General features: G+C 38.8%; 23 protein-coding genes and 1 pseudogene. 4 read left to right on the forward strand and 20 right to left on the reverse strand.

Annotated elements, in window-relative coordinates; translation table 11 throughout:
- The 3 genes and pseudogenes from adcAII to QM409_RS07135 all read right to left on the reverse strand — a co-directional run.
- Positions 1 to 517: pseudogene (gene adcAII, locus QM409_RS07125) on the reverse strand (zinc-binding lipoprotein AdcAII); the annotation flags it as partial.
- 142 nt (positions 518 to 659) lie between these two features.
- Positions 660 to 2,393 carry a phosphoenolpyruvate--protein phosphotransferase gene (ptsP, locus tag QM409_RS07130; RefSeq protein ID WP_042751092.1) on the reverse strand — a complete coding sequence of 578 codons (1,734 nt, stop codon included), beginning with the start codon at positions 2,391 to 2,393 and terminating at the stop codon, positions 660 to 662.
- Between the two features lie 5 nt (positions 2,394 to 2,398).
- Positions 2,399 to 2,662, reverse strand: a complete 264-nt coding sequence (locus tag QM409_RS07135) for a phosphocarrier protein HPr (protein WP_000146947.1) — start codon at positions 2,660 to 2,662, stop codon at positions 2,399 to 2,401.
- Between the two features lie 350 nt (positions 2,663 to 3,012).
- Here QM409_RS07135 and nrdH point away from each other — a divergent pair, with 350 nt between their 5' ends.
- From nrdH to QM409_RS07155, 4 genes are all read left to right on the forward strand, one after another.
- The gene (gene nrdH / locus QM409_RS07140) at positions 3,013 to 3,231 is read left to right on the forward strand and encodes a glutaredoxin-like protein NrdH (RefSeq protein ID WP_000259240.1); all 219 of its coding nucleotides are present in this window, start codon (positions 3,013 to 3,015) and stop codon (positions 3,229 to 3,231) included.
- Positions 3,232 to 3,311: 80 nt separating this feature from the next.
- A complete protein-coding gene (gene nrdE, locus QM409_RS07145; protein ID WP_414305100.1) occupies positions 3,312 to 5,471 on the forward strand; it encodes a class 1b ribonucleoside-diphosphate reductase subunit alpha in 2,160 nt (719 codons plus the stop codon).
- Between the two features lie 193 nt (positions 5,472 to 5,664).
- Positions 5,665 to 6,627 carry a class 1b ribonucleoside-diphosphate reductase subunit beta gene (gene nrdF / locus QM409_RS07150; RefSeq protein WP_000451386.1) on the forward strand — a complete coding sequence of 321 codons (963 nt, stop codon included), beginning with the start codon at positions 5,665 to 5,667 and terminating at the stop codon, positions 6,625 to 6,627.
- Positions 6,628 to 6,769: 142 nt separating this feature from the next.
- Positions 6,770 to 7,537: a DeoR/GlpR family DNA-binding transcription regulator gene (locus QM409_RS07155; protein ID WP_000917573.1), complete on the forward strand. Its 768-nt coding sequence runs from the start codon at positions 6,770 to 6,772 to the stop codon at positions 7,535 to 7,537.
- A gap of 39 nt (positions 7,538 to 7,576) precedes the next feature.
- Here the strand turns inward: QM409_RS07155 and lacG are convergent, their stop codons facing one another.
- The 17 genes from lacG to QM409_RS07240 all read right to left on the reverse strand — a co-directional run bounded on the left by lacG (position 7,577) and on the right by QM409_RS07240 (position 23,216).
- Positions 7,577 to 8,983, reverse strand: coding sequence for a 6-phospho-beta-galactosidase (gene lacG / locus QM409_RS07160; protein WP_414305101.1), 1,407 nt, complete (start codon positions 8,981 to 8,983; stop codon positions 7,577 to 7,579).
- Between the two features lie 213 nt (positions 8,984 to 9,196).
- The gene (locus QM409_RS07165; protein WP_414305102.1) at positions 9,197 to 10,888 is read right to left on the reverse strand and encodes a lactose-specific PTS transporter subunit EIIC; all 1,692 of its coding nucleotides are present in this window, start codon (positions 10,886 to 10,888) and stop codon (positions 9,197 to 9,199) included.
- Complete coding sequence (locus QM409_RS07170; protein WP_001078320.1) at positions 10,888 to 11,205, reverse strand: PTS lactose/cellobiose transporter subunit IIA; 318 nt, start codon at positions 11,203 to 11,205, stop codon at positions 10,888 to 10,890. Before QM409_RS07170 ends, QM409_RS07165 begins: the two co-directional genes overlap by 1 nt.
- A gap of 35 nt (positions 11,206 to 11,240) precedes the next feature.
- A complete protein-coding gene (locus QM409_RS07175; RefSeq protein WP_045611529.1) occupies positions 11,241 to 12,077 on the reverse strand; it encodes a PRD domain-containing protein in 837 nt (278 codons plus the stop codon).
- A 233-nt stretch (positions 12,078 to 12,310) separates the two neighbouring features.
- Entirely contained in the window at positions 12,311 to 13,291 is a 981-nt protein-coding gene (lacD, locus tag QM409_RS07180; protein ID WP_001229114.1) for a tagatose-bisphosphate aldolase, read from the reverse strand.
- Between the two features lies 1 nt (position 13,292).
- Positions 13,293 to 14,222 (reverse strand): tagatose-6-phosphate kinase, encoded by a 930-nt coding sequence (locus QM409_RS07185; protein ID WP_061590458.1) that lies wholly within the window; start codon positions 14,220 to 14,222, stop codon positions 13,293 to 13,295.
- Between the two features lie 10 nt (positions 14,223 to 14,232).
- The gene (lacB, locus tag QM409_RS07190) at positions 14,233 to 14,748 is read right to left on the reverse strand and encodes a galactose-6-phosphate isomerase subunit LacB (RefSeq protein WP_001216910.1); all 516 of its coding nucleotides are present in this window, start codon (positions 14,746 to 14,748) and stop codon (positions 14,233 to 14,235) included.
- A 30-nt stretch (positions 14,749 to 14,778) separates the two neighbouring features.
- The gene (gene lacA, locus QM409_RS07195; protein ID WP_000029277.1) at positions 14,779 to 15,204 is read right to left on the reverse strand and encodes a galactose-6-phosphate isomerase subunit LacA; all 426 of its coding nucleotides are present in this window, start codon (positions 15,202 to 15,204) and stop codon (positions 14,779 to 14,781) included.
- Positions 15,205 to 15,489: 285 nt separating this feature from the next.
- Positions 15,490 to 16,383, reverse strand: a complete 894-nt coding sequence (locus QM409_RS07200) for an aldose 1-epimerase family protein (RefSeq protein WP_414305103.1) — start codon at positions 16,381 to 16,383, stop codon at positions 15,490 to 15,492.
- 105 nt (positions 16,384 to 16,488) lie between these two features.
- Positions 16,489 to 17,964, reverse strand: coding sequence for a PTS transporter subunit IIC (locus QM409_RS07205; RefSeq protein WP_414305104.1), 1,476 nt, complete (start codon positions 17,962 to 17,964; stop codon positions 16,489 to 16,491).
- A 44-nt stretch (positions 17,965 to 18,008) separates the two neighbouring features.
- Positions 18,009 to 18,314, reverse strand: a complete 306-nt coding sequence (locus QM409_RS07210) for a PTS sugar transporter subunit IIB (protein ID WP_000590576.1) — start codon at positions 18,312 to 18,314, stop codon at positions 18,009 to 18,011.
- A 38-nt stretch (positions 18,315 to 18,352) separates the two neighbouring features.
- On the reverse strand, positions 18,353 to 18,829 hold the full coding sequence (locus tag QM409_RS07215) for a PTS sugar transporter subunit IIA (protein ID WP_414305105.1): 477 nt from the start codon (positions 18,827 to 18,829) through the stop codon (positions 18,353 to 18,355).
- 197 nt (positions 18,830 to 19,026) lie between these two features.
- Positions 19,027 to 19,716, reverse strand: a complete 690-nt coding sequence (locus tag QM409_RS07220) for a sugar phosphate nucleotidyltransferase (protein WP_414305106.1) — start codon at positions 19,714 to 19,716, stop codon at positions 19,027 to 19,029.
- An 11-nt stretch (positions 19,717 to 19,727) separates the two neighbouring features.
- A complete protein-coding gene (locus tag QM409_RS07225) occupies positions 19,728 to 20,606 on the reverse strand; it encodes a DMT family transporter (RefSeq protein ID WP_261038316.1) in 879 nt (292 codons plus the stop codon).
- On the reverse strand, positions 20,596 to 21,465 hold the full coding sequence (licA, locus tag QM409_RS07230) for a choline kinase LicA (RefSeq protein WP_414305107.1): 870 nt from the start codon (positions 21,463 to 21,465) through the stop codon (positions 20,596 to 20,598). The genes QM409_RS07225 and licA overlap by 11 nt, the downstream gene beginning before the upstream one ends.
- A 16-nt stretch (positions 21,466 to 21,481) precedes the next feature.
- The gene (locus QM409_RS07235; protein ID WP_045611825.1) at positions 21,482 to 22,504 is read right to left on the reverse strand and encodes a ribitol-5-phosphate dehydrogenase; all 1,023 of its coding nucleotides are present in this window, start codon (positions 22,502 to 22,504) and stop codon (positions 21,482 to 21,484) included.
- Between the two features lie 4 nt (positions 22,505 to 22,508).
- Positions 22,509 to 23,216 carry a 2-C-methyl-D-erythritol 4-phosphate cytidylyltransferase gene (locus tag QM409_RS07240; protein ID WP_045611827.1) on the reverse strand — a complete coding sequence of 236 codons (708 nt, stop codon included), beginning with the start codon at positions 23,214 to 23,216 and terminating at the stop codon, positions 22,509 to 22,511.
- Between the last annotated feature and the right edge of the window lie 35 nt (positions 23,217 to 23,251).

The following is a 23,251-nucleotide window of genomic DNA, read 5'->3' on the forward strand; positions in this document are numbered from 1 at the left end:
TCTGATAAGTTTCTTTATGCTCACTATCCACCTCTGAAAGTTTATCAGCGATAATCTGAGCTTCTTCGCCAGCTTTTTCAGGATCTAGCCAAGTGTGAGGATCATAGAGCGTTTTTTCATCAACTCCCTCACCTGCTTCCACATCTTCTAGCCCTGGGACTCGGTCTAAGGTCATTCCTTCAGAAGCCTCTAAAACCTTAACTTTGGATTTTTTTAGATTTGGATCCAGACTTCCTGCCCAAGATTCAAGTGTATGTGAATGGTAGACAAATACATCTGCATCATAGATGGCTGCGATATCATTTGCTGAAGGTTCAAAAGAATGAATTCCGCTACTTGACTGAATCATCCGAACATCATTCAAGTCACCAGATACTTCCTTGACCATAGCATAGATAGGATAAAAACTGGTCACGATTTTCATCCCTTTACCTGACTGGCTTTCCTTCTGCCCACAAGCAGCTAAACACAAAAGAAAGACACTTAACAACACTAAAAACAAATTTTGTTTCTTCATAAAAACTCCTTAACTGGTTATTTAATTAGTTAATATTCTACTCCTATTTTTTTTATTGTCAAGCATTTTATGAACTAGTTAATAAATTTCTGATTTTAAACTATCAAAAAAACCTTGCAACTAGGTTACAAGGTTAATGACATTAATCGAAGTTAACGTATTCTTTTTGAAGTTCAAGGACTTCTTCCATTGTTGAACACTCTGTAAGGGCACGGTTAGCGTACTCTTCCATCTTAGCAGTGTCCAATTTCTTCATCAAGCTACGTGTACGAAGGACTGATGTTGCTGACATAGAGAACTCATCCAAGCCCATTCCGACAAGAAGTGGAACAGCTTTTTGGTCACCAGCCATCTCACCACACATACCAGCCCATTTACCTTCAGCGTGAGCTGCCTTGATAACGTTGTTGATCAAGCGAAGGATTGATGGGTTATATGGTTGGTAAAGGTATGAAACTTGCTCGTTCATACGGTCTGCTGCCATTGAGTATTGGATCAAGTCGTTTGTTCCAATTGACATGAAGTCTACTTCTTTTGCAAATTGGTCTGCAAGCATTGCTGCTGCAGGGATTTCAATCATGATACCAACTTGGATGTCATCCGCAACTGCAACTCCTTCAGAAAGAAGGTTTGCTTTTTCTTCTTCATAAACTGCTTTGGCTGCACGGAATTCTTTCAAAAGGGCAACCATTGGGAACATGATACGCAATTGACCATGAACAGAAGCACGAAGAAGGGCACGGATTTGTGTACGGAACATTGCATCTCCAGTTTCAGAAATAGAGATACGAAGGGCACGGAATCCAAGGAATGGGTTCATTTCATGTGGCATATCGAAGTAAGGAAGTTCCTTATCTCCACCGATATCCATTGTACGAACAACCACTGGTTTACCATTCATTCCCTCAAGAACAGCTTTGTATGCTTCATACTGCTCATCTTCAGTTGGGAAATCTTGAGAATCCATGTACAAGAACTCTGTACGGTAAAGTCCAACCGCTTCTGCACCGTTGTTGTTAACACCTTCCACGTCTTTTGGAGTACCGATGTTAGCAGCCAACTCGAAGTGTTTACCGTCAGCAGTCACTGTTTGAGCATCTTTCAAAAGTGCCCATTCAGCTTTTTGTTTAGCATAAGCTTCACCAGCTGCTTTAAATTCTGCCGCTTGTTCATCTGTTGGGTTGATAATCACTTCACCAGTAATTCCGTTAACGGCAAGGATATCACCGTCTTTCACCACTTCAGTGATGTTATTTGTTCCCAATACAGCTGCAATTTCAAGTGTACGTGCCATGATAGCTGAGTGGCTTGTACGTCCACCGATATTTGTTACAAAAGCTTTTACAAAGTTTTTGTCCAATTGAGCTGTATCAGATGGTGTCAAGTCATGCGCAATCACGATTACTTCTTCATTGATAGAAGCTGGGTTTGGCAATTTCTTACCAAGAAGATTTGCCAATACACGTTTTGTCACGTCGCGGATATCCGCTGCACGTTCTTGCATATATGGGTTATCTTCCATGCCTTCAAAGATAGTGATGAACATGTCAGTCACTTCTTTAAGACCTGCTTCTGCATTGACTTTCTTAGCACGGATTGTTTCTTTAATCTGACCAATCAATTCTGGGTCAGCAAGAACCATCAAATGAGCGTCAAAAACTTGAGCCGCTTCTTCACCAAGCGTACCTACAGCTTTCTCACGGATAAGAGAAAGCTCGTTTTGAGAAGCTTCAAGAGCTACATCCAAACGAGCCTCTTCTGCGTTTGTATCTTCGACTGAAACAGTCTCGAATGACAAATCCGGTTGAACGAGTAGATATGCTTTTGCAACTGCAACACCGTCAGATGCTGCGATTCCTTTAAGCATTTCTGTCATTTTCCTTATGCCAATCCTTCTTTTTCCATTGTTTCTGAGATTGCAGCGATAGCGTCATCTGCATCTGCACCTTCAGCTGAGATAGTTACATCAGCACCTTGGCCAACACCAAGACTCATAACACCCATGATTGATTTAAGGTTAACTGATTTACCTTTGTACTCAAGAGTGATATCTGAAGCAAATTTGCTTGCAGTTTGTACCAACAATGTTGCTGGACGTGCGTGAATACCTGTTTCTGCCACTACGTGGAAATCTTTAGAAGCCATAGTTTGACTCTCCTTTTGTTCTTTCTTTTTTGAGTTATATGTGATAACCCTTACAATTTGGTATTATACCATCTTCTAGGATTTTTTTCAAGCATTTTATGGGATTTATTCGATTTCCTTTCAGATAACTTGCTGAAAATCTTCTATTCTAGATAACAAAACACAGGATATAGTTTTCCAAAAAACTACTTCTAGGATAATTATCACTATTTCATAAAACAAACACTACATATTGTGTTTTGCAACCTTTAGTAGAAAAATAGACCACTATATTTAGTTTCAAATCATTGACAAAAATTTATTTTCTGATATACTAAGAAAGTAATCTATTTTGAAAGAGGAGTTACACAATGGTAACCGTTTATTCTAAAAACAACTGTGTCCAATGTAAGATGACTAAACGTTTCTTGGACAGTAATAATGTCGCTTATCGTGAAATCAATCTTGATGAGCAACCTGAGTACATCGATCAAGTTAAAGAGCTCGGTTTCAGCGCAGCTCCTGTGATCCAAACACCAACTGAAGTCTTTTCAGGTTTCCAACCAGGAAAACTGAAACAATTAGCATAATCTTAGTACATCATCCAGAAGAAACTGCTTCTAGGGCTAACTTAGAAGCCTTTCTTTTGTAATTAGATAAGGGAAATTTTATGGGATTAAAACATCTTGAAGACGTGACTTACTTCCGTCTCAATAACGAAATCAACCGTCCTGTCAATGGACAAATCATGCTTCATAAAGATAAGGAAGCCTTGGATGCCTTCTTTAAAGAAAATGTAGTTCCAAACACTATGGTTTTTGATTCAATCAAAGATAAAATCAACTACCTCATTGAACACAACTACATCGAAACAGCCTTTATCAAGAAATACCGTCCAGAGTTTTTGGAAGAATTGGCTCAATTTATCAAAGACCAAAACTTCCAATTTAAGTCTTTCATGGCAGCTTATAAGTTTTACAATCAATATGCCTTAAAGACTAACGACGGAGAATACTATCTTGAAAGTATGGAAGACCGCGTCTTCTTTAACGCCCTTTATTTCGCTGATGGTGATGAAGCTGTTGCAATCGATATTGCCAATGAAATCATCCACCAACGCTACCAACCTGCTACTCCTTCCTTCTTGAATGCTGGACGTGCTCGTCGTGGAGAATTGGTATCCTGTTTCTTGATTCAAGTTACGGATGATATGAACTCTATAGGCCGTTCTATCAACTCTGCCCTTCAACTGTCACGTATCGGTGGTGGTGTGGGAATTACCCTCAGCAACCTTCGTGAAGCTGGTGCACCTATCAAAGGCTACGAAGGAGCAGCTTCTGGTGTCGTACCAGTCATGAAGCTCTTCGAAGATAGTTTCTCTTACTCCAACCAATTGGGTCAACGCCAAGGCGCTGGTGTTGTCTACCTCAACGTCTTCCACCCAGATATCATCGCCTTCCTTTCAACTAAGAAAGAAAACGCCGATGAAAAAGTTCGTGTTAAGACCCTTTCACTTGGTGTTGTAGTACCAGATAAATTCTACGAATTAGCACGTAAAAATGAAGAAATGTACCTCTTCAGCCCTTATTCTGTAGAGCTTGAGTATGGTGTGCCATTCAACTACATTGACATCACTGAAAAATACGATGAATTGGTCGCAAATCCAAATATCCGCAAGACAAAAATCAAGGCGCGTGATTTGGAAACTGAAATCTCTAAATTGCAACAAGAGTCTGGCTACCCTTATGTCGTCAACATTGATACGGCTAACCGTGCAAATCCTGTTGATGGAAAGATTATCATGAGTAACCTGTGTTCTGAGATTCTTCAAGTCCAAGAACCAAGCTTGATCAACGATGCCCAAGAATTCCTTCAAATGGGAACGGATGTTTCATGTAACCTTGGTTCAACCAACGTGGTTAACATGATGACTTCACCTGACTTTGGTCGTTCTATCCGTGCTATGGTTCGTGCCCTTACTTTCGTTACAGATAGTTCACACATCGTAGCTGTTCCTACTATCGACCATGGAAATAGCCAAGCTCACACCTTTGGACTTGGTGCCATGGGACTTCACAGCTACCTTGCCCAACAATTGATTGAATATGGATCGCCTGAGTCTGTTGAGTTTACAAGCATCTACTTTATGCTTATGAACTACTGGACTTTAGTTGAGTCAAACAATATTGCGCGTGAACGTAGCATTACCTTCCACAACTTTGAAAAATCAGACTATGCTAACGGAAGCTACTTTGACAAGTATATTACAGGCGAATTTGTTCCAAAATCAGACCGTGTTAAAGAACTTTTCAAAGATGTCTTTATCCCAAGCGCTGCTGACTGGGCTGAACTTCGAGACAAGGTTCAAGCAGATGGACTTTACCACCAAAACCGTCTAGCTGTTGCTCCAAATGGTTCGATCAGTTACATCAATGACGTTTCTGCTTCTATCCACCCGATTACGCAACGTATCGAAGAGCGTCAAGAAAAGAAAATCGGTAAAATCTACTATCCTGCTGCTGGCTTGTCAACAGAAACCATTCCTTACTACACTTCTGCTTACGACATGGATATGCGTAAGGTGATTGATGTCTATGCAGCTGCAACTGAGCACGTGGACCAAGGACTTTCACTCACCCTCTTCATGCGTAGTGACATTCCAAAAGGACTTTACGAATGGAAGAAAGAAAACAAACAAACGACACGTGACTTGTCAATCCTTCGTAACTATGCCTTTAACAAGGGTATCAAGTCTATCTACTACGTCCGTACCTTTACAGATGATGGTGGAGAAGTCGGTGCTAACCAATGTGAAAGCTGTGTGATTTAATCTTTGCTTGAGGGAACTACATTTTCTCAGATAAGTGATTCATTCACCCTGCTAAACTAAACTAGAATAAGCATCTATACTATGAAATAACAAAAAGTCGGGCTTCCGACTTTTTGTGCGATACTCCTCTAGAATTATGATAAAATAGAAATAATTGTGAGTTCGCAATATTAAACACAGAAAGAGATTTCAAATGGAAACTTACTACAAAGCCATTAACTGGAATGCCATCGAAGATGTCATCGACAAATCAACTTGGGAAAAACTGACGGAGCAATTCTGGCTCGATACACGTATTCCCTTGTCAAATGACTTGGATGACTGGAGAAAGCTATCAAATGTAGAAAAAGACTTAGTTGGAAAAGTCTTTGGTGGTTTAACCCTTCTCGATACTATGCAATCTGAAACTGGGGTTCAAGCCCTTCGCGCAGACATCCGTACACCACATGAAGAAGCTGTTTTCAATAACATCCAATTTATGGAGTCTGTTCACGCTAAATCTTACTCATCAATCTTCTCTACCTTGAATACTAAGGCTGAGATTGAAGAAATTTTCGAATGGACCAATACCAATCCTTACCTACAAAAGAAGGCTGAGATTGTCAACGAAATCTACCTAAACGGTAGCCCACTTGAAAAGAAAGTTGCCAGTGTCTTCCTCGAAACCTTCCTCTTCTATTCAGGTTTCTTCACTCCCCTCTACTATCTCGGTAACAACAAGCTAGCCAACGTTGCGGAAATCATTAAATTGATTATTCGTGATGAGTCTGTTCACGGAACCTACATTGGTTACAAATTCCAACTTGGTTTTAATGAATTACCTGAAGAAGAGCAAGAAAAACTCAAAGAATGGATGTACGATCTGCTCTACACTCTTTATGAAAATGAAGAAGGCTATACAGAAAGCCTCTATGACGGTGTTGGTTGGACGGAAGAAGTTAAAACCTTCCTTCGCTACAATGCTAACAAGGCTCTCATGAACCTGGGACAAGATCCACTCTTCCCAGATTCAGCTGATGATGTCAACCCAATTGTCATGAACGGTATTTCAACAGGAACTTCTAACCACGACTTCTTCTCTCAAGTCGGAAATGGTTACCTTCTTGGTGAAGTTGAAGCCATGCAAGACGATGACTACAACTACGGTTTAGACTAAGTCAACAATTTCAGAATTGATAACAAATATCATGGTTTGTTTAAAACAACCATGATATTTTTGTTTTTGTTTTCTTTTGTTTTTTAAATTGATTGATTGAATACTTTATGATAAAATAGTAATAGAAATAGAGGTGATAACGATGCTAAAGCAGGAAAAACTAGATAATATTCTAGAAACGGTAAATACAAAGGGAACTATTACTGTAAAAGAAATCATGACTCGCCTGGATGTGTCAGATATGACTGCTAGACGCTATTTACAAGAGTTGGCTGACAAGGATTTACTTGTTCGTGTGCACGGTGGTGCTGAAAAAATTCGCACAGGTTCCATTTTAAACAATGAACGTTCCAATATTGAAAAACAAAGCTTACAAATCGCAGAAAAACAAGAAATTAGCCGTTTTGCAGGCCATTTAATCGATGAAGGGGAAACTATTTTTATCGGCCCAGGTACAACCTTGGAATCTTTTGCCCGTGAACTTCCAATCGATAATATTCGTGTTGTAACAAACAGTTTACCAGTCTTTCTCATCCTAAACGAACGAAAACTAACAGATTTGATTTTAATCGGTGGAAACTATCGCTCTATCACTGGAGCATTTGTGGGAACACTAACCTTACAGAATTTGGCCAATCTACAATTTTCTAAAGCTTTCGTGAGCTGTAATGGTATCAAGGACAATGCGATTGCGACCTTTAGTGAAGAAGAAGGTGAATCCCAACGCATCGCCCTCAATAATTCCAATAAAAAATACTTACTAGCTGACAATAGTAAGTTCAATAAGTTTGATTTTTACACCTTCTACAATATCTCAGATATTGATACCATCGTTTCAGATTCTAAACTGAGCAAAGAAACCTTCGAACAACTTTCAAAACAAACAAAAATTATTCTTTCTAAACCATAAAACGATCCCCACCGATTGGTGGGGATTTTTATCAACAATTTAATCAATAATCTGAGTTTCCGCTACTTTCTTGTACCAGTGAGCTGATTTCTTAGGATAACGTTCTTGAGTTTCAAAGTCTACATAGAAGAGACCGTAACGTTTTTCATAACCGTTTGACCATGAGAAGACGTCCATCAATGACCAGATGAAGTATCCTTTGACATTTACACCATCAGCAATCGCATCAGATAAGACCTCTAAGTGTTGTTTGACATAATCAATACGGCCATCATCATAAACAGTGTTATCAACGAACTCATCTTTATACCCTAGACCATTTTCAGTGATGTAAATCTTCTTGTAGTTAGGATAATCTTTCTTCACACGCATGATTTGGTCATACAAACCTTGAGGGTAGATAATCCAATCCCAGTCTGTACGTGGTACATAATCAGGAGCTACACGACGACCAACACCTTTGATTTGGTATTTAGAGCTTCCTTTCTCACCCTTACCATTATGGATAATTTCAGTTTCTCCATCAAATGCTTCCATCCAGTCACTCATATAGTAGTTGATGCCTAGAAAATCATTCAAGTCTTTTGCAGCTTCTAATGCTGTAAAATCTTCTTCACGAAGATCCAAGCTACCACCATTGGCAGCCAAGATAGCCTCTACCCCTGCCAGAGTCTTTTCAGAGTAGTGACCCAGATAAGTTGCATCCAAGATAAATTTATTATGGATAATGTCCTCCAACTCTGCCGCAATAACATCTGCAGGATTTTCAGGATCTAGAGGATACTTAGTAGGCAGAGCATGAACAACCCCAATTTCACCTTTATAGCCTTTCTCTTTGTACAATTTTACCGCACGTGCATGAGACACCATCATATTGTGGTGCGATTGGAAGACTTTGGCAAGATCGTACTGAATACCTGGAGGGAATTTACCAACCAAGTATTGACCATCACCGATTGGTCCAATTTCATTGAATGTTGTCCAATAGTTTACTTCTGGAAATTCTTCAAAACAGAAAGCCGCGTAGTCTACAAAGTGTTCAATGTTTTCACGGTTTAAGAAGTCTCCATTTGAGTGGAGAGCTTCTGGCGTATCAAAGTGATGAAGAGTTACAAAGGGCTCAACATGACGTTTGTGGCACTCTGCAAATAAATTATGATAAAACTCGACACCTTTCTGATTTACTTGACCGTAACCGGTTGGGAAAATACGTGACCAAGCAATGGAAATTCGAATACCATTAACACCATACTCTTCTGCCAACTTGAGGTCAACTGGATATCGATTGTAAAAATCACTGGCTGGTTCTGCAGTGTACCAGTAGTTATCTTCAAGATATTTATCCCACGCTACTGGTCCTTTTCCATCGGTATGCGTAGCGCCTTCTGCTTGATAGGCAGCTGTTGCGCCACCGAAAATAAAGTCTTTTGGAAGTGTTTTTGTCATTTTTTCACCTATTTCTTGATTTAAATAAAGTAAAAGTGAGAGGAGAGGAGTCAGTGAGCCATCCTTCTCCATCTCACTTCTTGTACCAAGTCACCGAATTGTGACATGAGGAGGTAAAAACGATATCTTTTTACTGACGAATTAATAAGGCGATTAGGAAATTCGCCATAGCGATTTCCGTAACGATAGGAGACTATTTCAGAGTCCCTATCGTTAATCGAATTGAGCTTGTACGAATGCAAGAGCGCCTTTTCCATCACGAGTTAATTTGATGTATTGAGCGCCTTCTGTCTTGGCAAGTTTAATACCGAGTTTATCGGTTTCTGCTTTCATGTCTTCAAAGTTTGAAGCAACTTGAGGGGCAAGGATAACTAGATCAAACTCTGGTAACATTTCACGGTGAGCACCATAGCCACCTGCTGCTGCTTTCACAGGGACATTGTATTCTGCAGCTGCCTTATTCAAAGCATTTGCGAGAAGTCCACTTGTACCTCCACCAGCACAGAGAACAAGGACATTTGTTTCGTCAGTGATGGTATTTTGAGCTGCATCGACACCCGCTTTTTCAAGAATAGCATCCGCTTTTGCAGTGTTGAAGTTTGCAGCAACTTTTTCTTTCAATTCATCATTAGACTTACCTGAACGTTCTTCTTCAAGAATTTGTTCATCATAGACTTTAAGGAATGGATAGTAAATGACTACGTCAACCACGATTAGAAGAGCAGCAAGAATGAATGATAGAACTTGGAAGTTAGTACCAAGAACTAGACCTAGTGGAGCTGGAGTTGTCCATGGTAGATTAGCAGTAAATGAGTTCATTCCAAGAGTTTCAATAAAGAATTTGAAAATCCAAACGTTCGCGATTGGAGCAAAGATAAATGGAATGAAGAAGATTGGGTTCAAAACAAGTGGTGCACCAAACAAGATTGGTTCGTTAACACCAAAGAAAGTTGGGACTACTGAAGCACGTCCGATGGCACGGTTACGTTTCGATTTTGTCAACCACATGAACATGAAGGGAACAACTAGTGTCGCACCGGTACCTCCCATGGTAACGATAAACATTTGTGTACCAGAAGTAAGAATCTTGTCAGCGTGCATACCTTGTTGAAGGAGATTCAAGTTCACTTCAGCATTTGCATAAGTAATAGCTGCGATAGCTGGTTCAACGATAGATGGACCATGGATACCAACAAACCAGAAGAAGGCAAAGGCACCAAAGATAATGGTAATACCAAGATAGCCATCAGCTGCAGAGAATAATGGTGCAAAGAATTTACCGATTGATTCTGCCACACTTGCACCAACAAAATGACGTGCTAATAAGTCAAGAGCATAAAGAGAAACAACAGATAGAGTGAATGGAATCACATCTTTAAAGACTTGTGAGATATTTGGCGGAACTTCATCAGGCATACGAATAGTGACGTTGTTCTTAACACAAACCTTATAGATGGCTACAGTAACAAAGGCAGCAAGGAAGGCTGAAAGCAAACCTTTTGTCCCCAAGAATCCAGTAGCTAGACCATTTTCGATAGGATCAGCTGCCAACATCAACAAACCAACAATTGCTGCCAAAAGTGTTGACATATAGTTGATTTGATTGGTTTTCTCCATGCTACGGTTTACTGAGTCAGTCAATGACTTAGCTGTTGTACCAGCTACCAAGAGAGCCAGAATACCCATAGAATAGCTATAAGGTTTCATCAGAAAGGCTACAACTTCATCAGACCATTTAAAGCCCCATGAGTTTGGTACAAAGGCAATCAAGATAAAAATACTTGAGAAGAGAATAACAGGCATACCTGCAATGAAACCATCACGAATAGCACGAAGATAGATATTACGAGATAGTTTCTCAAAGAAAGGCTTTCCTTTCTCGATAAATGCAATTAGTTTGTTCATTATTTAACTCCTCTCTTATAAAGTTCGATTAAGTGGTGCATCAAATCTTTTAACAAGATAGTTGTCATCAAATGGTCTTGGCCATGCATCATGGTTACACTATAGGCTAAGTCCTCACCTGAAGCTTCCTTAGCCAATAGACTTGTTTGCGCGTGGTGAGCTTCAGCAATGCAAGAACCAGCTTCCTCAACTAAGCTATCCGCTTTTGCAAAATCACCAGCTTCAGCAGCCTTTAAAGCTTCCAATAGTTTTGAACGAGCATCGCCAGCATAAGCTACGATTTCAAAACCTAACAATGTTACTTCTTCTCTATTCATGGTAGAATTCTCCTTATGTATTTTTAATTAAATTTTTATGACAATAAACGTTGGATATGTAGAACTAGATAAACTCGTTCACTTTTATACAAATCAAGACCCGTATGTTGCGTAATCACATCATAAATCTTGGAACCAATCTCGAACGCTTTTGGATAGGATTGTTTGATATGATCTTCCATATCCAGAAGCGATTGGTTATCATCTCTAGATCTGTCTAAATAATCCAAGAAATAATTCAAATGAATCATAAAGCGATCATAGAAATGGTTATTCTCTTTAGTTCGTTGAATTGCATAGTCCGTTAAAACTTCTTCAACATTCCTAAGAATTTCTTTCCTCTTATCAATCGACTCCACAAGTTCCACTTCATTTTCACCTTCGGCATTAATGAAATGATAAGCAATCCGAATAATTTCGTCCTCGGGAAAATGATCCGCTAACTTCTGACGGTAAATTTCAAATGCTTCATTTGCGATTTGAAAAGCGACAGGATACTTAGTGGAAATATCTGGCAGATTACTATCCTTGTACCTTCCTTGTGCTAGAGCTTGGTAAGAACAGTAAATATGATCTGTCAAGGTTACGTAGAGATACTCTTGAATCGGATAATGATATTTCTTTGATAGCTTATCAATGATTTCATAAGTCACTGTGATAAAATCAAGCGGAACATCTTTGAGGAGAGCCATAAAGTTTTCTCTGGACTCTTCGGTCTTCATCCGAAAGATTTTCTCAACCTGCTGTTCAGCAATCAAATCCCCTTTCTTCTTTCCAAATGCAATCCCCTTACCAATCACAATCACTTCTTCTCCTTTATCGTTTCTGACAAGCGAGACATTGTGATTCATTGGATTTAGAATTCGATACATGTCAACCTCCTTTTATATCTTAAAGGTATATGAGTACAAAAAATGACCACAAATGAACTAGAAAATCAGCCGATTTCTAATTCACCTGTGATCATGCCTAATATTACTTAGTAACACTCACCTTGTATTAACTTGTGATTTAAGTATAGCACAAGTAAGTTATTTTGTAAACCTTTACATACAACTTTTTTAAAAATTTTTTAGATTCATGTTCCTAACCCAGGAGGACTTGCTTACACTCGTTCTTTCCATGAAGTTGCTGTTGTTTGAAGAACTTTATTGAGCTCATCAATGTTTTCAAATCCAGTTGTGCGAAGCCATTCGCGAGCTGCTGCTTCACCATCTTTGATGTATGCTTCAACTGATCCAGCCCATGTAGCACGGCCACAAAGAACTCCGTTAAAGTTTGCACCTGATTCATGAGCAAATACAAGAGTATCTTGGAAGAGTTTAGCTGATACACCAGCACTCAAGTAGATGTATGGCAAGTTAGTTGCTTCATCTTGTGCTTTGAAGAAGGCTGCTGCTTCTTCACGTGTATAAACCACTTCACCTTCAGCGAAGCCTTCAACATATTTAATGTTAACAGGAACTTCTACTTTCAAGACATCAATGTTAAAGCGTGGGTCTGAGAAGACTTTCATAGCACCGATAACTTTGTGTGGTTTTACTTTAGCGTATTCTACAGAACCAGCGTCAGCAATTTTTTCATCATAAGCAAGGATTTCAAGGAAGAATGGGATATCTTCAGCCACACATTCAGAACCGATACGTTCGATGTAAGCTTGTTTTTCTTGGTTGAGTTCGTCTGAGCTATCTACGTCATAGTAAAGCAAGAATTTAACTGCATCTGCACCTTCTTCTTTAATACGTTTTGCAGACCAAACATCCAAGCAATCTGGCAAGCGTTTTGTGCTTGTTGTGTCATAACCTGTTTTTTCATAAGCAAGGAGAAGACCAGCTTTTTCATCAAGAGCTTTAGTTGCTGGAAGTCCATATTCAGGATCAAGAAGCATAGATGAAGCGTATTTAGTCAATTCATCTGCTACCAAAACTTTAAGTTCTTCCATTTGAGCCACAGTTGGTTCTTCTGTTTGGTGTTGAGCCATGAGGCGTTTCAAAGCACCACGTTGGTCAAATGCAAGAGCTGAGATGATACCATTTTCATCAGAAAGTTTTTCTAAGCGTGCACGTTTTTGTTCTGTTAAAGCCATTTTATACCTCTTTTACTATTAATTGATCATATAGAGCTTGATAGTTGGCCATGTTGACATGACCAGTCATTTTTTCTTGAGCATTGAGCATACCAAGGACATTTGCCTTGATGAGTAATTCTGCATCCGATTCTTTATGAAGAAGTCCTGAAGAAATTCCTGCTACAGTAGAATCTCCAGATCCAACAGGATTTACCACCTGAATTCTAGGAATATCTACCTTGTAGAAAGTGTCACCATGTTTGGCAAAGGCACCGTTGGCACCAAGTGAAACGATAATCCATTCAATACCTGCAAACAAAGGTTCTTGAAGAACTTCTTTTAATTCATCCAAATCCTCAGAAACTTCTCTTCCTAGAAGTTGAGACAATTCCTCATTATTTGGTTTGATGACTGTTGGTTTATGTGGTGATTCAAGAACCGCCTGAAGTGCTGCACCAGAGCAGTCCAAGACAACAGGCTTGCCAGCTTGATTAGCAAGTTCAACCAAGCTCGCATAGTAATCAACTGGAAGACCAGCTGGCAGACTGCCTGAGATAGCTACTACTTCAACTGACTCCAAGAGTTTCTTGAAATGTTCCAAAAAGTCTTGACCTTCCTGTTCCAATACTTCAGGACCTTTTTCAAGAACTTCTGTTTGGTTGTCACCGTGGAGAATAGCGATACAGTTCCGAGTTTCTCCCTGAATAGAAAAGAAATCTTTCTTAACATTATCATCAATATTTTCAACTAAAAACTCACCAAGTTTGCCACCCACTAAACCAGTAGCAAGAACAGAATCCCCAAATTCTGAAAGTACTCGGGTAACATTGAGTCCCTTACCACCAGCCGTTTTGGTTACATCCACCACACGATTGACAGTATCAATCTTCAACTCATCCAAGGGATAGGAAATATCAATGGATGGGTTCATTGTGACTGTTAAAATCATAGGTCACCTCTTAGTCGTGGTATTCTCCGCGATCCCATTTTTCAAGGAATTCAGTGAAGAAGTTTGCGTCTGTTTGTTGAGCATTGTGACTTTCAAGGTGTTCAATTTTCGCAATCAATTTCTTGTTTTCTTCAGATGGTTTGTATTCAGCATGGATGAAAGCTTCGATGATATCACACATGAGCAATTCTCCAGTAATCTTACCACCAAAACCGATAACGTTGGCGTTCAATTGTTCTTTAGCATAAAGGGCTGTTGTCATATCACGAACCAAGGCAGAACGGACACCTGGAACTTTGTTTACAGCGTTGTTGATACCAACACCAGTACCACAGATACATACTCCAAGATCAGCTTGACCGCTAGTTACAGCTTCCCCTACTTTTTTACCAAATATTGGGTAGTGAGTACGTGTATGGTCATATGTACCAAAGTCAATGACTTCATATCCTTTTGATTTCAAAAATTCTGAAACCGCCATTTTTTCATCTGTTACGATGTGGTCACATCCAATTGCAATTCTCATTTTTAACTTACCTTTCTTACTGTAATCTAATTAGCACATTTTGTTCAACATATCAACACGAATTTGGTGACGTCCACCATCGTATTTACCGTTAACAAATCCTTTAGCGATGTTTTTAGCCAATTCATCACCAACAAGTTGTGCACCCATAGTGATCATACGTGAGTTGTTGTGGCCACGAGTCATATAAGCTGAACGTTCGTCAGAAACTTCTGCAGCAACCATTCCTTTGATTTTTGTTGCGACCATAAATGGACCAGCTCCATAAGCATCAATCACAATACCAAGGTTTTGCTCTTCTTTATTTACTTCTGCAGCAACAGCAAGAGTAACATCAACAAAGTCTTGACCTTCAGCTGTAACATCCACAACGTGGAAGTTTTCTTTTTCCAAGAAGTCTTTCACAACTTCTTTCAATCTCAAACCTGCAGCATCTGCACCGATAACAATAGACATATTGTATACTCCTTTTTATTTTTCTAGGCTAGTAAAGACTTTTATGGTTAGCAGTTTACCTACAAAAGCTTTCTAGCAGTTTATGGACAAATTAGATTGAATGAGATGAATGACACCTTATTCAAGTTTAGGAAATCAGTTTCCTAGAAATAATCTTTCTCCACGAAAGAGAATATAACAAGTGATTATTTGTTTGTTACAAACATCATTTGTTGCTTACAAACATAATATACTCCTATTTCCGGAAAAAGTCAACAGTTAATGTTTGGTTTTGTGGTTTTTTATCTAAAAGATTTCGATATCAAAACCAATTTGATCCACTTGACCAGGTTCTAGGAGACGAACATTCTTCTTATCTTCTAGATGATTTCCTTCTTCAAGGGATGTTGACAAGCCAGACCATGGTTCAAAAGCAATGAAAGGTCCCTTATTTAAAGTTGACCAAATAATGAGATTTGGAAACTCTGCAAAGTGCACTTTCAATCCCTTATCATGTTTATGAGAACGAAGGGCAATTGTTCTAGATTGTAATTCATCTAAAGTAACTGCATCTGTGCTAAACAAATCATAGCTGAGGTCTACTTCTTTTTGACCTTCTAGCCATGGACTTCTATCTTGGAAATCCAACATACCTGTTTCTGGGAAAGGACGTGGAACAGAGCAAGTCTCTTCTTTCTCAAACTCTAAATAGTAATCTTCATAGACCTCGTCATCCAGTAGAGGACAATTAAAGCCTGGATGTCCACCAATAAAGTAAGGCATGACCTTACTAGTTTCTTTGTTGAAAATCTTGTATTGAGTTCGTACTGTCTTGCCAGTAAGGCTATAAGTGATTTCTAGTCGGAAATGATAAGGGTAGTTCTGATAGCTATTCTCATCGTCTTCAATTGCAAAAGTTACACTATTATCTGTCTGTTCAACTAATTCAAATTCTTTCTTGCGGACCAGACCATGACGAGGAATGTTTCCTTTACTTTCTTCTCCATTATCATCTATATAAAGTGCTGTATCCTCTCTCAATGAACCACAAATTGGAAAGAGAACAGGAGCTTGTCCACTCCAATAAGTACCATCTCCTTGCCACAAATACTCAAGTCCCTCAGCATCTTTTATAGAAGAAAGAGTCCCACCAAAACTGTTAAATTGAACACTTAATTGTTCTGATTTTAATTCAATCACTGTTATTTACCTCCGAGATTTTATACTTAAGAAAAAGCTAGGCTGTCACTCCCAATTAGGAAATTGACAACCTAGCTTTTACAATTTACATTTTATAGGAGCGCATTATTTTGCTTTTGCTGCGTACTCTTCGTTACGTTTGATCATTTGTTTTCTGTACCAAGCAAAGATACCGATATAGAATACAAGGAAGACTACAGCACCAAGGATTGCTTTGATATCACCAGTTGTAGTGTTACCAATTGTCCAACCAAGAAGTTTTTCGATTGGTCCTTCAAGAGTTGAGTGAGTAATCAATTGAGTTTCACTCACACCTGCTGGGAAGGCACCTACACCTTTAGCAAGTTCTGTTGCAAATGGTGCGATAAGTGTACCTGAAAGAAGGAAGAGTGGCAACAAGAGTGTTCCGAAAATAATCATACGGAGCAATTTACCACGAGTAACTACCAAGAGAGCTGGAGTTACACCCATTGCGATGATACCAGCAAGTGGCAAGATACCATTTCCGACGTTTGAAAGAAGCACTGCTTCAACCAACATGATTGGTGCAAGTACGTTGGCACAAGCCCAGATTTCAGCACGACCAGCGATAAATGGCCAGTCAAGACCAATGTTGAATTTACGTCCTTGAAGACGTTTAGTAGCAACGTTTGTAATACCTTGTGAAAGTGGTTCTACGGCTGCGATAAACCATGAACCGATCAATGAGAAGAGCTCCAAGCAGACACCGGCAGTCAAACCAAGTGACAACCAACCTTTAATAACAAGTTCCCATTTATCAGCACCTTCAACACCAGGAACTGGATGTGGAGTTCCCATCAAACCGATAACGATACCAAGGATGAAACCGATGAAGAATTTAGATCCCCAGAAACCGATTCGTTTATTCAATTTAGCAGCGTCAAAGTCGTATTTATCAAGACCTGGGAAGAGTTTATCAAAAATCTTATCCAAAACCATGATAACTGGGTTCATCATGTAGTTCATGTGAGTTGAAGTCATTGGTGATGAACTTGGTGCGTTAAGAAGGTCATCAAATGTTGGTTTCATCAAGTCAGAGTTGATGATTTTAAGAACCCCAACAAGAACAACTGCTGCAGTCGCGATGAAGAGTGAAACTCCTTGGCTAACTCCATTGTTGTCAGCGTACCATTTGATCAAAAGACCTGTGATAGACAAGTGCCAGATATCAAAGATATCGACGTCAAGTGTATCAGTTTTCTTCATTGCAAGCATTACAATGTTGACGATCAACATCACAAGCAAGAAGTAAAGTGTCCAAGCTGAACCCCAAGTGATTGTAGCAAGTGGTGCCCAACCAACGTCGGTAATATTCAATTGAATACCAGTGTTTTCAACGAATTTTGCAAGAGACGCTGAGAAAGCACCATTTAACATACCGATGATAGCACCGATACCAGTAAGAGCGATGGCAAGTTTGATACCACCTTCAAGCGCTTTGGAGAATTTCACTCCAAAAAGTAGAGCCAATAATGTCAAAATGATCAGCATGATGATCGGTCCACCCATTTCCAAGATAGGTTTGAACAGCTTATTGGCTAGTTCGATAATGATATCCATAATTTTCCTCCCTTTATTTTTATGGAATATTTACAAATTAATAATTAGCTTAGACCATGTTCTTTGATAGCTGCTTCAATATTGTCATAAACTGGAGCGCTCATAGCTGGAATACGGAACAAGATTGGTCCTGCTTCAACAACTGGGATACCTGGTTCAAAACCTAAATCAGTAGCAGCGATTGGTGTGAAGATATCATAACCTTTAATCAAGTCTTCATTGACATCTTTTACCATAACAGCATCACATTGAACATCGTACCCACGGTTAGAAAGTTCTTCTTCAAGAGCACTTTTAATTTGGTGGCTTGAGTTAACACCTGCACCGCAGGCGGCAAGAATTTTAATCATATGGATTTCCTCCGATTTAATATTTTTAATAGACAAGATTAAACGATTGCTTCAGCGATATAAGCATAGAGAGCTTCTGGTTCAGAAATTTTTGATAGGTCTTCAAGATGACCATTTCCAGTAAAGAAGTCCATCAACTGAGCAAGAATGTTTGTTTGACTTGAACTTGAGTTATTAATGATAAAGAAGAGTAAGGATACTTCTACTTCCTTATCTGGTGCAATCATGTTGTGGAAAGTCACTGGTTTTTCTAATCGAACGACCACAACTTTTTCAGCTAGATTATGAACAATATCTGTATGAGGAATAGCCACATTCGGCAAATCCTTACCCAAAAATTCCATATCTAAGCCAGTTGGAAATGACTTTTCACGCGTGATCAAGGCTTCACGATAAGTTGGAGTTACGATTTCTCGTTCTTCCAATAAAGTTGCAACCTGATCAAAGAGATGTTCTTGATTATCCGCTTCTAAGCAAAACACAAGGTTTTTGTCAAAGAAATGATCTAATCCCATAAGGTTTTCCCTTCTTTCCATTAACTTTATGCTATAAGTATAACACTATATGAAATCGTTGTCAATATTTTTCTGTTGTTTTTTGTTCATTTTTTGTTTTTTTTATATCTAACAACCATATTTCAAACAGTTATTAAAAATATCAAACTAAAGTGAAATAAAAAACATCCGACTATTTTAGCCAGATGTTGGAATCTTTAATTTTCGTTTTTAAGAATATCTTCTAATTTATGATAGTCTTGGACACTATCGATCTCATAGATGCTATTGCCTTCTAATTCTTCAACATAGACATCTAACTCTTTGATATTGTCCTTAACCATATTGTCCCAATAGAGATCAACAAATTCACCACTCGCATAGGCCTTGTCAATAAAGCTAACAATTTTTTCTGCAGTTGGAGCATCCCAGAAAGATACACCACTAAGGATACGACCTGCCTTGCTATCAACAATAATGTCTTGAACCTTATAGTCATCTCCATAGACCAAGAACCATTCATTAGTACAATCTTCACGATAAACACTAAAATAAGTCGAGCGAGTCAAATCATTGCGGAACATATTTTTAAAGAGATAGTTATCTGCATCAATAACATAGCTGTTGGCCAATTCTTCTTTTACAAGATAGAGAGAGTAAAAGTTATTGTAGTCAGCGTATTTATCATTGAAAACGAGGCGAACTCCATATTTTTCTTTCAAGTAATCGAATTGTTCTTTAAGATAACCAACGATGATGATGATGTCATTAATTCCTTTTTCTTTAAGAAACTCAATTTGGTATTCAATCAAGGGTTTTTGATTAACCTGAACCAAGGCTTTAGGGGTATTTTCAGTCATAGGACGCAAGCGAGTTCCCAATCCCGCTGCTAAGATAATGGCTTTCACACGAATCTCCTTTATTCTTTAATAATAATATAAACTCCAGCAATGACGACAAGTGATGTAATAATTGTCAGCATATCTAGTGGTGCACCCAAGAAAATAACTGCAAACAAGACAGTCCATACTACATAGCTCACATTCAAGCCTGTAGCCTTGGCTGGTTGCAAGCGATTGATAGCAATATAATAAGCCAAATAGGAAATCATATCAAAGGCTGCAAAGACAATCATAAGACCTAGCAATTGTCCATTGGCTACTTCTGCAAATGACTGATGAGAGAAGAGCACAATCACAAGATAGGACAAGAACGAAGTCACTTGACGAATTAAGAGGGCTTCGATTTCACTCAGTTCACTTTCCATAGCAAAAGAGCTAAGAACACTCTCACTTCCCCATGCAATAGCACAAACCAAAGCACAGAGAATCCCAATGTAGAAGGAATTGACCTGTTCAACCTTATAGGTCTGAGCAATTATCCCTCCAATAATCAAGACAATCCCAAACACAGTATTTTTTGAAATCTTGTGCTTTAAAAAGAAGAAAGCCAATAAAACTGAAATCGCAGGGTAGATAGCCGATACAGATGAAGCTAAGGAACTTCCGATATACTTAACCGCATAAAGGTTAGCCTGCATACCGATTGGGCCTGCTAGCAAGGCTCCGATGATCACACTCACATTGCGAATATTTAAGAAAATTGAGAGACGAACTTTTCCTTCTTTTACCAAGAGAAAAGCGAGTAAGATAAAGATACTCAAGAAATCGTGAGCAGCGGCCACCACAAAGGGCGACAAATCTGTAAAAATTGAAAAGATGTAAGCACTAATCGTTAGACCTAAACCCCAGAAAACACCTGAGAGTAGACCGAAGGAAACTCCATTTTTATTTTTCATCTGAACCTCCATAATATGACAAACCTTTAACAGCTCTTTGGTAACGATTCACACCATAGTCACCAAAATCTGCACCTTGCTCTTCCTTATAGACAGTCCATAGACTCCAAATAGTGTCTTGTAAAATTTTATAAATGGCAATCTTTTCACGAGAGACAGGTGTTTGCTCACTCTCATAGTGAGACAAGAAGTCTTCTTCCTCTTGACGAGTGAATTCAGACTCTAAAAAGAGAGCAGCCAAATCCCACATTGGATCGTTCATTGATGAATATTCCCAGTCAATCAGATAAAGTCGTCCTTGTGGTGATTCGATAAAGTTTTCAGGCACCAAATCGATATGACAAGATTTTCTGTCAACACCTAAGTCAGCCAATCTGTTCTCTAAGGAGAAGACTTCTTCTCGAACAGCTTCATAGTTGGCATAAGGGATTTTTTCCTCAATCAAGGATTCGTATTTTTTGATTTCTTCAAAAGGAGCAAATTCTCCTCTTAATTCCTTGCCAGACGCATGAATGGTTTGTAATATTGGAGCAATTTTATCAAATTTAGTCTTGATTGTATTTGAATCAAGCGTGATTGCAGATTCGATATACTCATTTACTTTGATACCAGCTTCAATATCAAAAAGATAATTTTTTACATCTAAGTCTAAATCTTTTAGTAGTTCAAGATTGTACTTTTCATCTTGACGATTGATTAGTTTTTCTGTCCCTTTACCAAAGAATTTAACAATGTATTGCTTATTTGTTGTTTTGGCCAAATAGTTTTGATTGGTCATTCCCCCCAGTTGTTCAACACTGAGGACTTCCTCTTCTTGACTAAGTAAGGAAGAAATTTTTTCTTTAATAATTTTCTCCACAATTAACCTCCAGTTCTTATACTTCCCACTTAAACACGGTTTTAAAGGCTGTGTTTAAGTCGGTCGCAAAGACACGGTGAATATCTTTAATTTCTCTTACAGGTTCTTCTAGATAAAGGATATTTTTAAGACGATTGGCAAATTTCTTGACTTCCATCATTTGGATGGCATTTTCAAAATCAGTGCGACCAGAACGAGAGGACCCAACCAAAAGCAAGCCTTTTTCTAAGGCATCACGTGTATTGAGATTGACTTTATACTCGCTAACACCCATCATGAGAATCGTTCCCTGAGGACGAATGTAGCGAATCAAATCATTAATAGCTGGTCCAGTACCATCACCACCACAACACTCAAAAGCATGATCAAAGGCCAAATCTTCAGGAATATTATCAGTAATATAGCATTCTTTGGCAAATGAGAAGAGTTCCAACTTTTCCCAATGACGACCAATAACCACGATCTCTGCTTCTGGCAAAGTATAGTTGATAATATTAGCAACTACAAAAGCTAAACTTCCATCTCCGATAACGGCGATTCGGTCCCGCTTGCTATGAGCAAGGGTCAATAGACGACTCATAGCGTGCATGCCGACACTGACAAACTCTGTAATCGCTGCAACCGTGTCTTCAATAGCATCATAAGCCACCACACGATCTTTAGGGAGAGAAACAAACTCTCTCATAAAGCCATTAAATCCACTAGACAAGAAATGGGTCCCTGTCATGTAGTTCTCATAGAATTCTTCATCACTCTGCATAGGAGGCTGATTGGGAATCATGACAACCTTTTGCCCAACCTCATAGGTTCCCGTCGGGTCAGAAATAACGGTTCCACATGACTCGTGAATCATTGCCATTGGAAGCTTTTTATTCAAAATCTTGGGATCACGTTTTCCTTGATAATAACGCTGATCCGCATGACAGACCGCCATGTAGTTGGGACGGATAAGGATATGATTTTCTTGATCTATAGCCTCTTCCTGGTATTTGACATTGATAAACTTAGGCTTAGTTAGTTGATAAATTTGATTAATCATTTTACTAGTCTTTCTCAATCATACTTTTTGCAATCTTCAAATCTGTTACGGTTGTAATCTTCAGATTTGAGTATTCACCTTTGGCCAAGGCCACATCTTTTCCTTTGATCACAAAGATTTTACATGCATCTGTCAAGATTTCCTTCTCTTCAGCAGAGAGGGAACCGTAAAGGTCCATGAAGTCCTTGCAACGGAATGTTTGAGGTGTTTGTCCTTGATAGAGGTGAGCACGATTTGGAATATCTGTAATGAATTGACCATTAGTACTTTCAACGATAGTATCAACCGCTTCTACCACTGTGTCCACTGCGTCATGATTTTGGGCAAGTTTGATATTGTCCTGAATCATGCGAAGTGTAATAAATGGACGAACAGAATCGTGGGTAACAACGATATCATCTGGAGTAAGCGGACGATAAGCATCAATGGCTTCAATGATTTTCTCAATACTTGTATTGCGGTCAGCACCACCTTTTGTAATGATGATACGTTCCTTATGAAGAGGAAGATATTTATCTACAAGATCTTCTGCATGAGAAACCCAGTCTCCATGAACCCCAACTACAATTTTTTCAATACTTGGTTCCAAGACAAATTTTTCAATTGTATGAATCAAGATAGGTCGATCACCTAGCTCTAAAAATTGTTTTGGCAAGTTACTGATTCCCATGCGTGTGCCAGTTCCACCAGCAAGAATTCCTGCATAAATCATCTATTTTCTCCTTTGTCTTACTAAAAAAACTTATT

Origin of the sequence: Streptococcus mitis (assembly GCF_047465045.1) — a bacterium.
GTDB lineage: Bacteria > Bacillota > Bacilli > Lactobacillales > Streptococcaceae > Streptococcus > Streptococcus mitis_DT.

Coding starts and splice junctions, on each gene's coding strand:
- QM409_RS07175 (WP_045611529.1), bottom strand. CDS start 12,077: ATGTATCGAATTCTAAATCCAATGAATCACAATGTCTCGCTTGTCAGA.
- QM409_RS07165 (WP_414305102.1), bottom strand. CDS start 10,888: ATGAACAAACTAATTGCATTTATCGAGAAAGGAAAGCCTTTCTTTGAG.
- QM409_RS07135 (WP_000146947.1), bottom strand. CDS start 2,662: ATGGCTTCTAAAGATTTCCACGTAGTGGCAGAAACAGGTATTCACGCA.
- nrdH (WP_000259240.1), top strand. CDS start 3,013: ATGGTAACCGTTTATTCTAAAAACAACTGTGTCCAATGTAAGATGACT.
- lacD (WP_001229114.1), bottom strand. CDS start 13,291: ATGGCTTTAACAGAACAAAAACGTGCACGCTTAGAAAAACTTTCTGAT.
- lacB (WP_001216910.1), bottom strand. CDS start 14,748: ATGAGAATTGCAATTGGATGTGACCACATCGTAACAGATGAAAAAATG.
- nrdE (WP_414305100.1), top strand. CDS start 3,312: ATGGGATTAAAACATCTTGAAGACGTGACTTACTTCCGTCTCAATAAC.
- QM409_RS07210 (WP_000590576.1), bottom strand. CDS start 18,314: ATGATTAAAATTCTTGCCGCCTGCGGTGCAGGTGTTAACTCAAGCCAC.
- ptsP (WP_042751092.1), bottom strand. CDS start 2,393: ATGACAGAAATGCTTAAAGGAATCGCAGCATCTGACGGTGTTGCAGTT.
- QM409_RS07185 (WP_061590458.1), bottom strand. CDS start 14,222: ATGATTTTAACAGTCACAATGAACCCATCCATTGATATTTCCTATCCC.
- QM409_RS07235 (WP_045611825.1), bottom strand. CDS start 22,504: ATGATTAATCAAATTTATCAACTAACTAAGCCTAAGTTTATCAATGTC.
- QM409_RS07155 (WP_000917573.1), top strand. CDS start 6,770: ATGCTAAAGCAGGAAAAACTAGATAATATTCTAGAAACGGTAAATACA.
- QM409_RS07205 (WP_414305104.1), bottom strand. CDS start 17,964: ATGGATATCATTATCGAACTAGCCAATAAGCTGTTCAAACCTATCTTG.
- nrdF (WP_000451386.1), top strand. CDS start 5,665: ATGGAAACTTACTACAAAGCCATTAACTGGAATGCCATCGAAGATGTC.
- QM409_RS07225 (WP_261038316.1), bottom strand. CDS start 20,606: ATGAAAAATAAAAATGGAGTTTCCTTCGGTCTACTCTCAGGTGTTTTC.
- QM409_RS07170 (WP_001078320.1), bottom strand. CDS start 11,205: ATGAATAGAGAAGAAGTAACATTGTTAGGTTTTGAAATCGTAGCTTAT.
- QM409_RS07240 (WP_045611827.1), bottom strand. CDS start 23,216: ATGATTTATGCAGGAATTCTTGCTGGTGGAACTGGCACACGCATGGGA.
- QM409_RS07215 (WP_414305105.1), bottom strand. CDS start 18,829: ATGGGATTAGATCATTTCTTTGACAAAAACCTTGTGTTTTGCTTAGAA.
- lacA (WP_000029277.1), bottom strand. CDS start 15,204: ATGTCTATTGTTATCGGTGCAGATGCTGCAGGTTTGAGATTGAAAGAA.
- lacG (WP_414305101.1), bottom strand. CDS start 8,983: ATGACAAAAACACTTCCAAAAGACTTTATTTTCGGTGGCGCAACAGCT.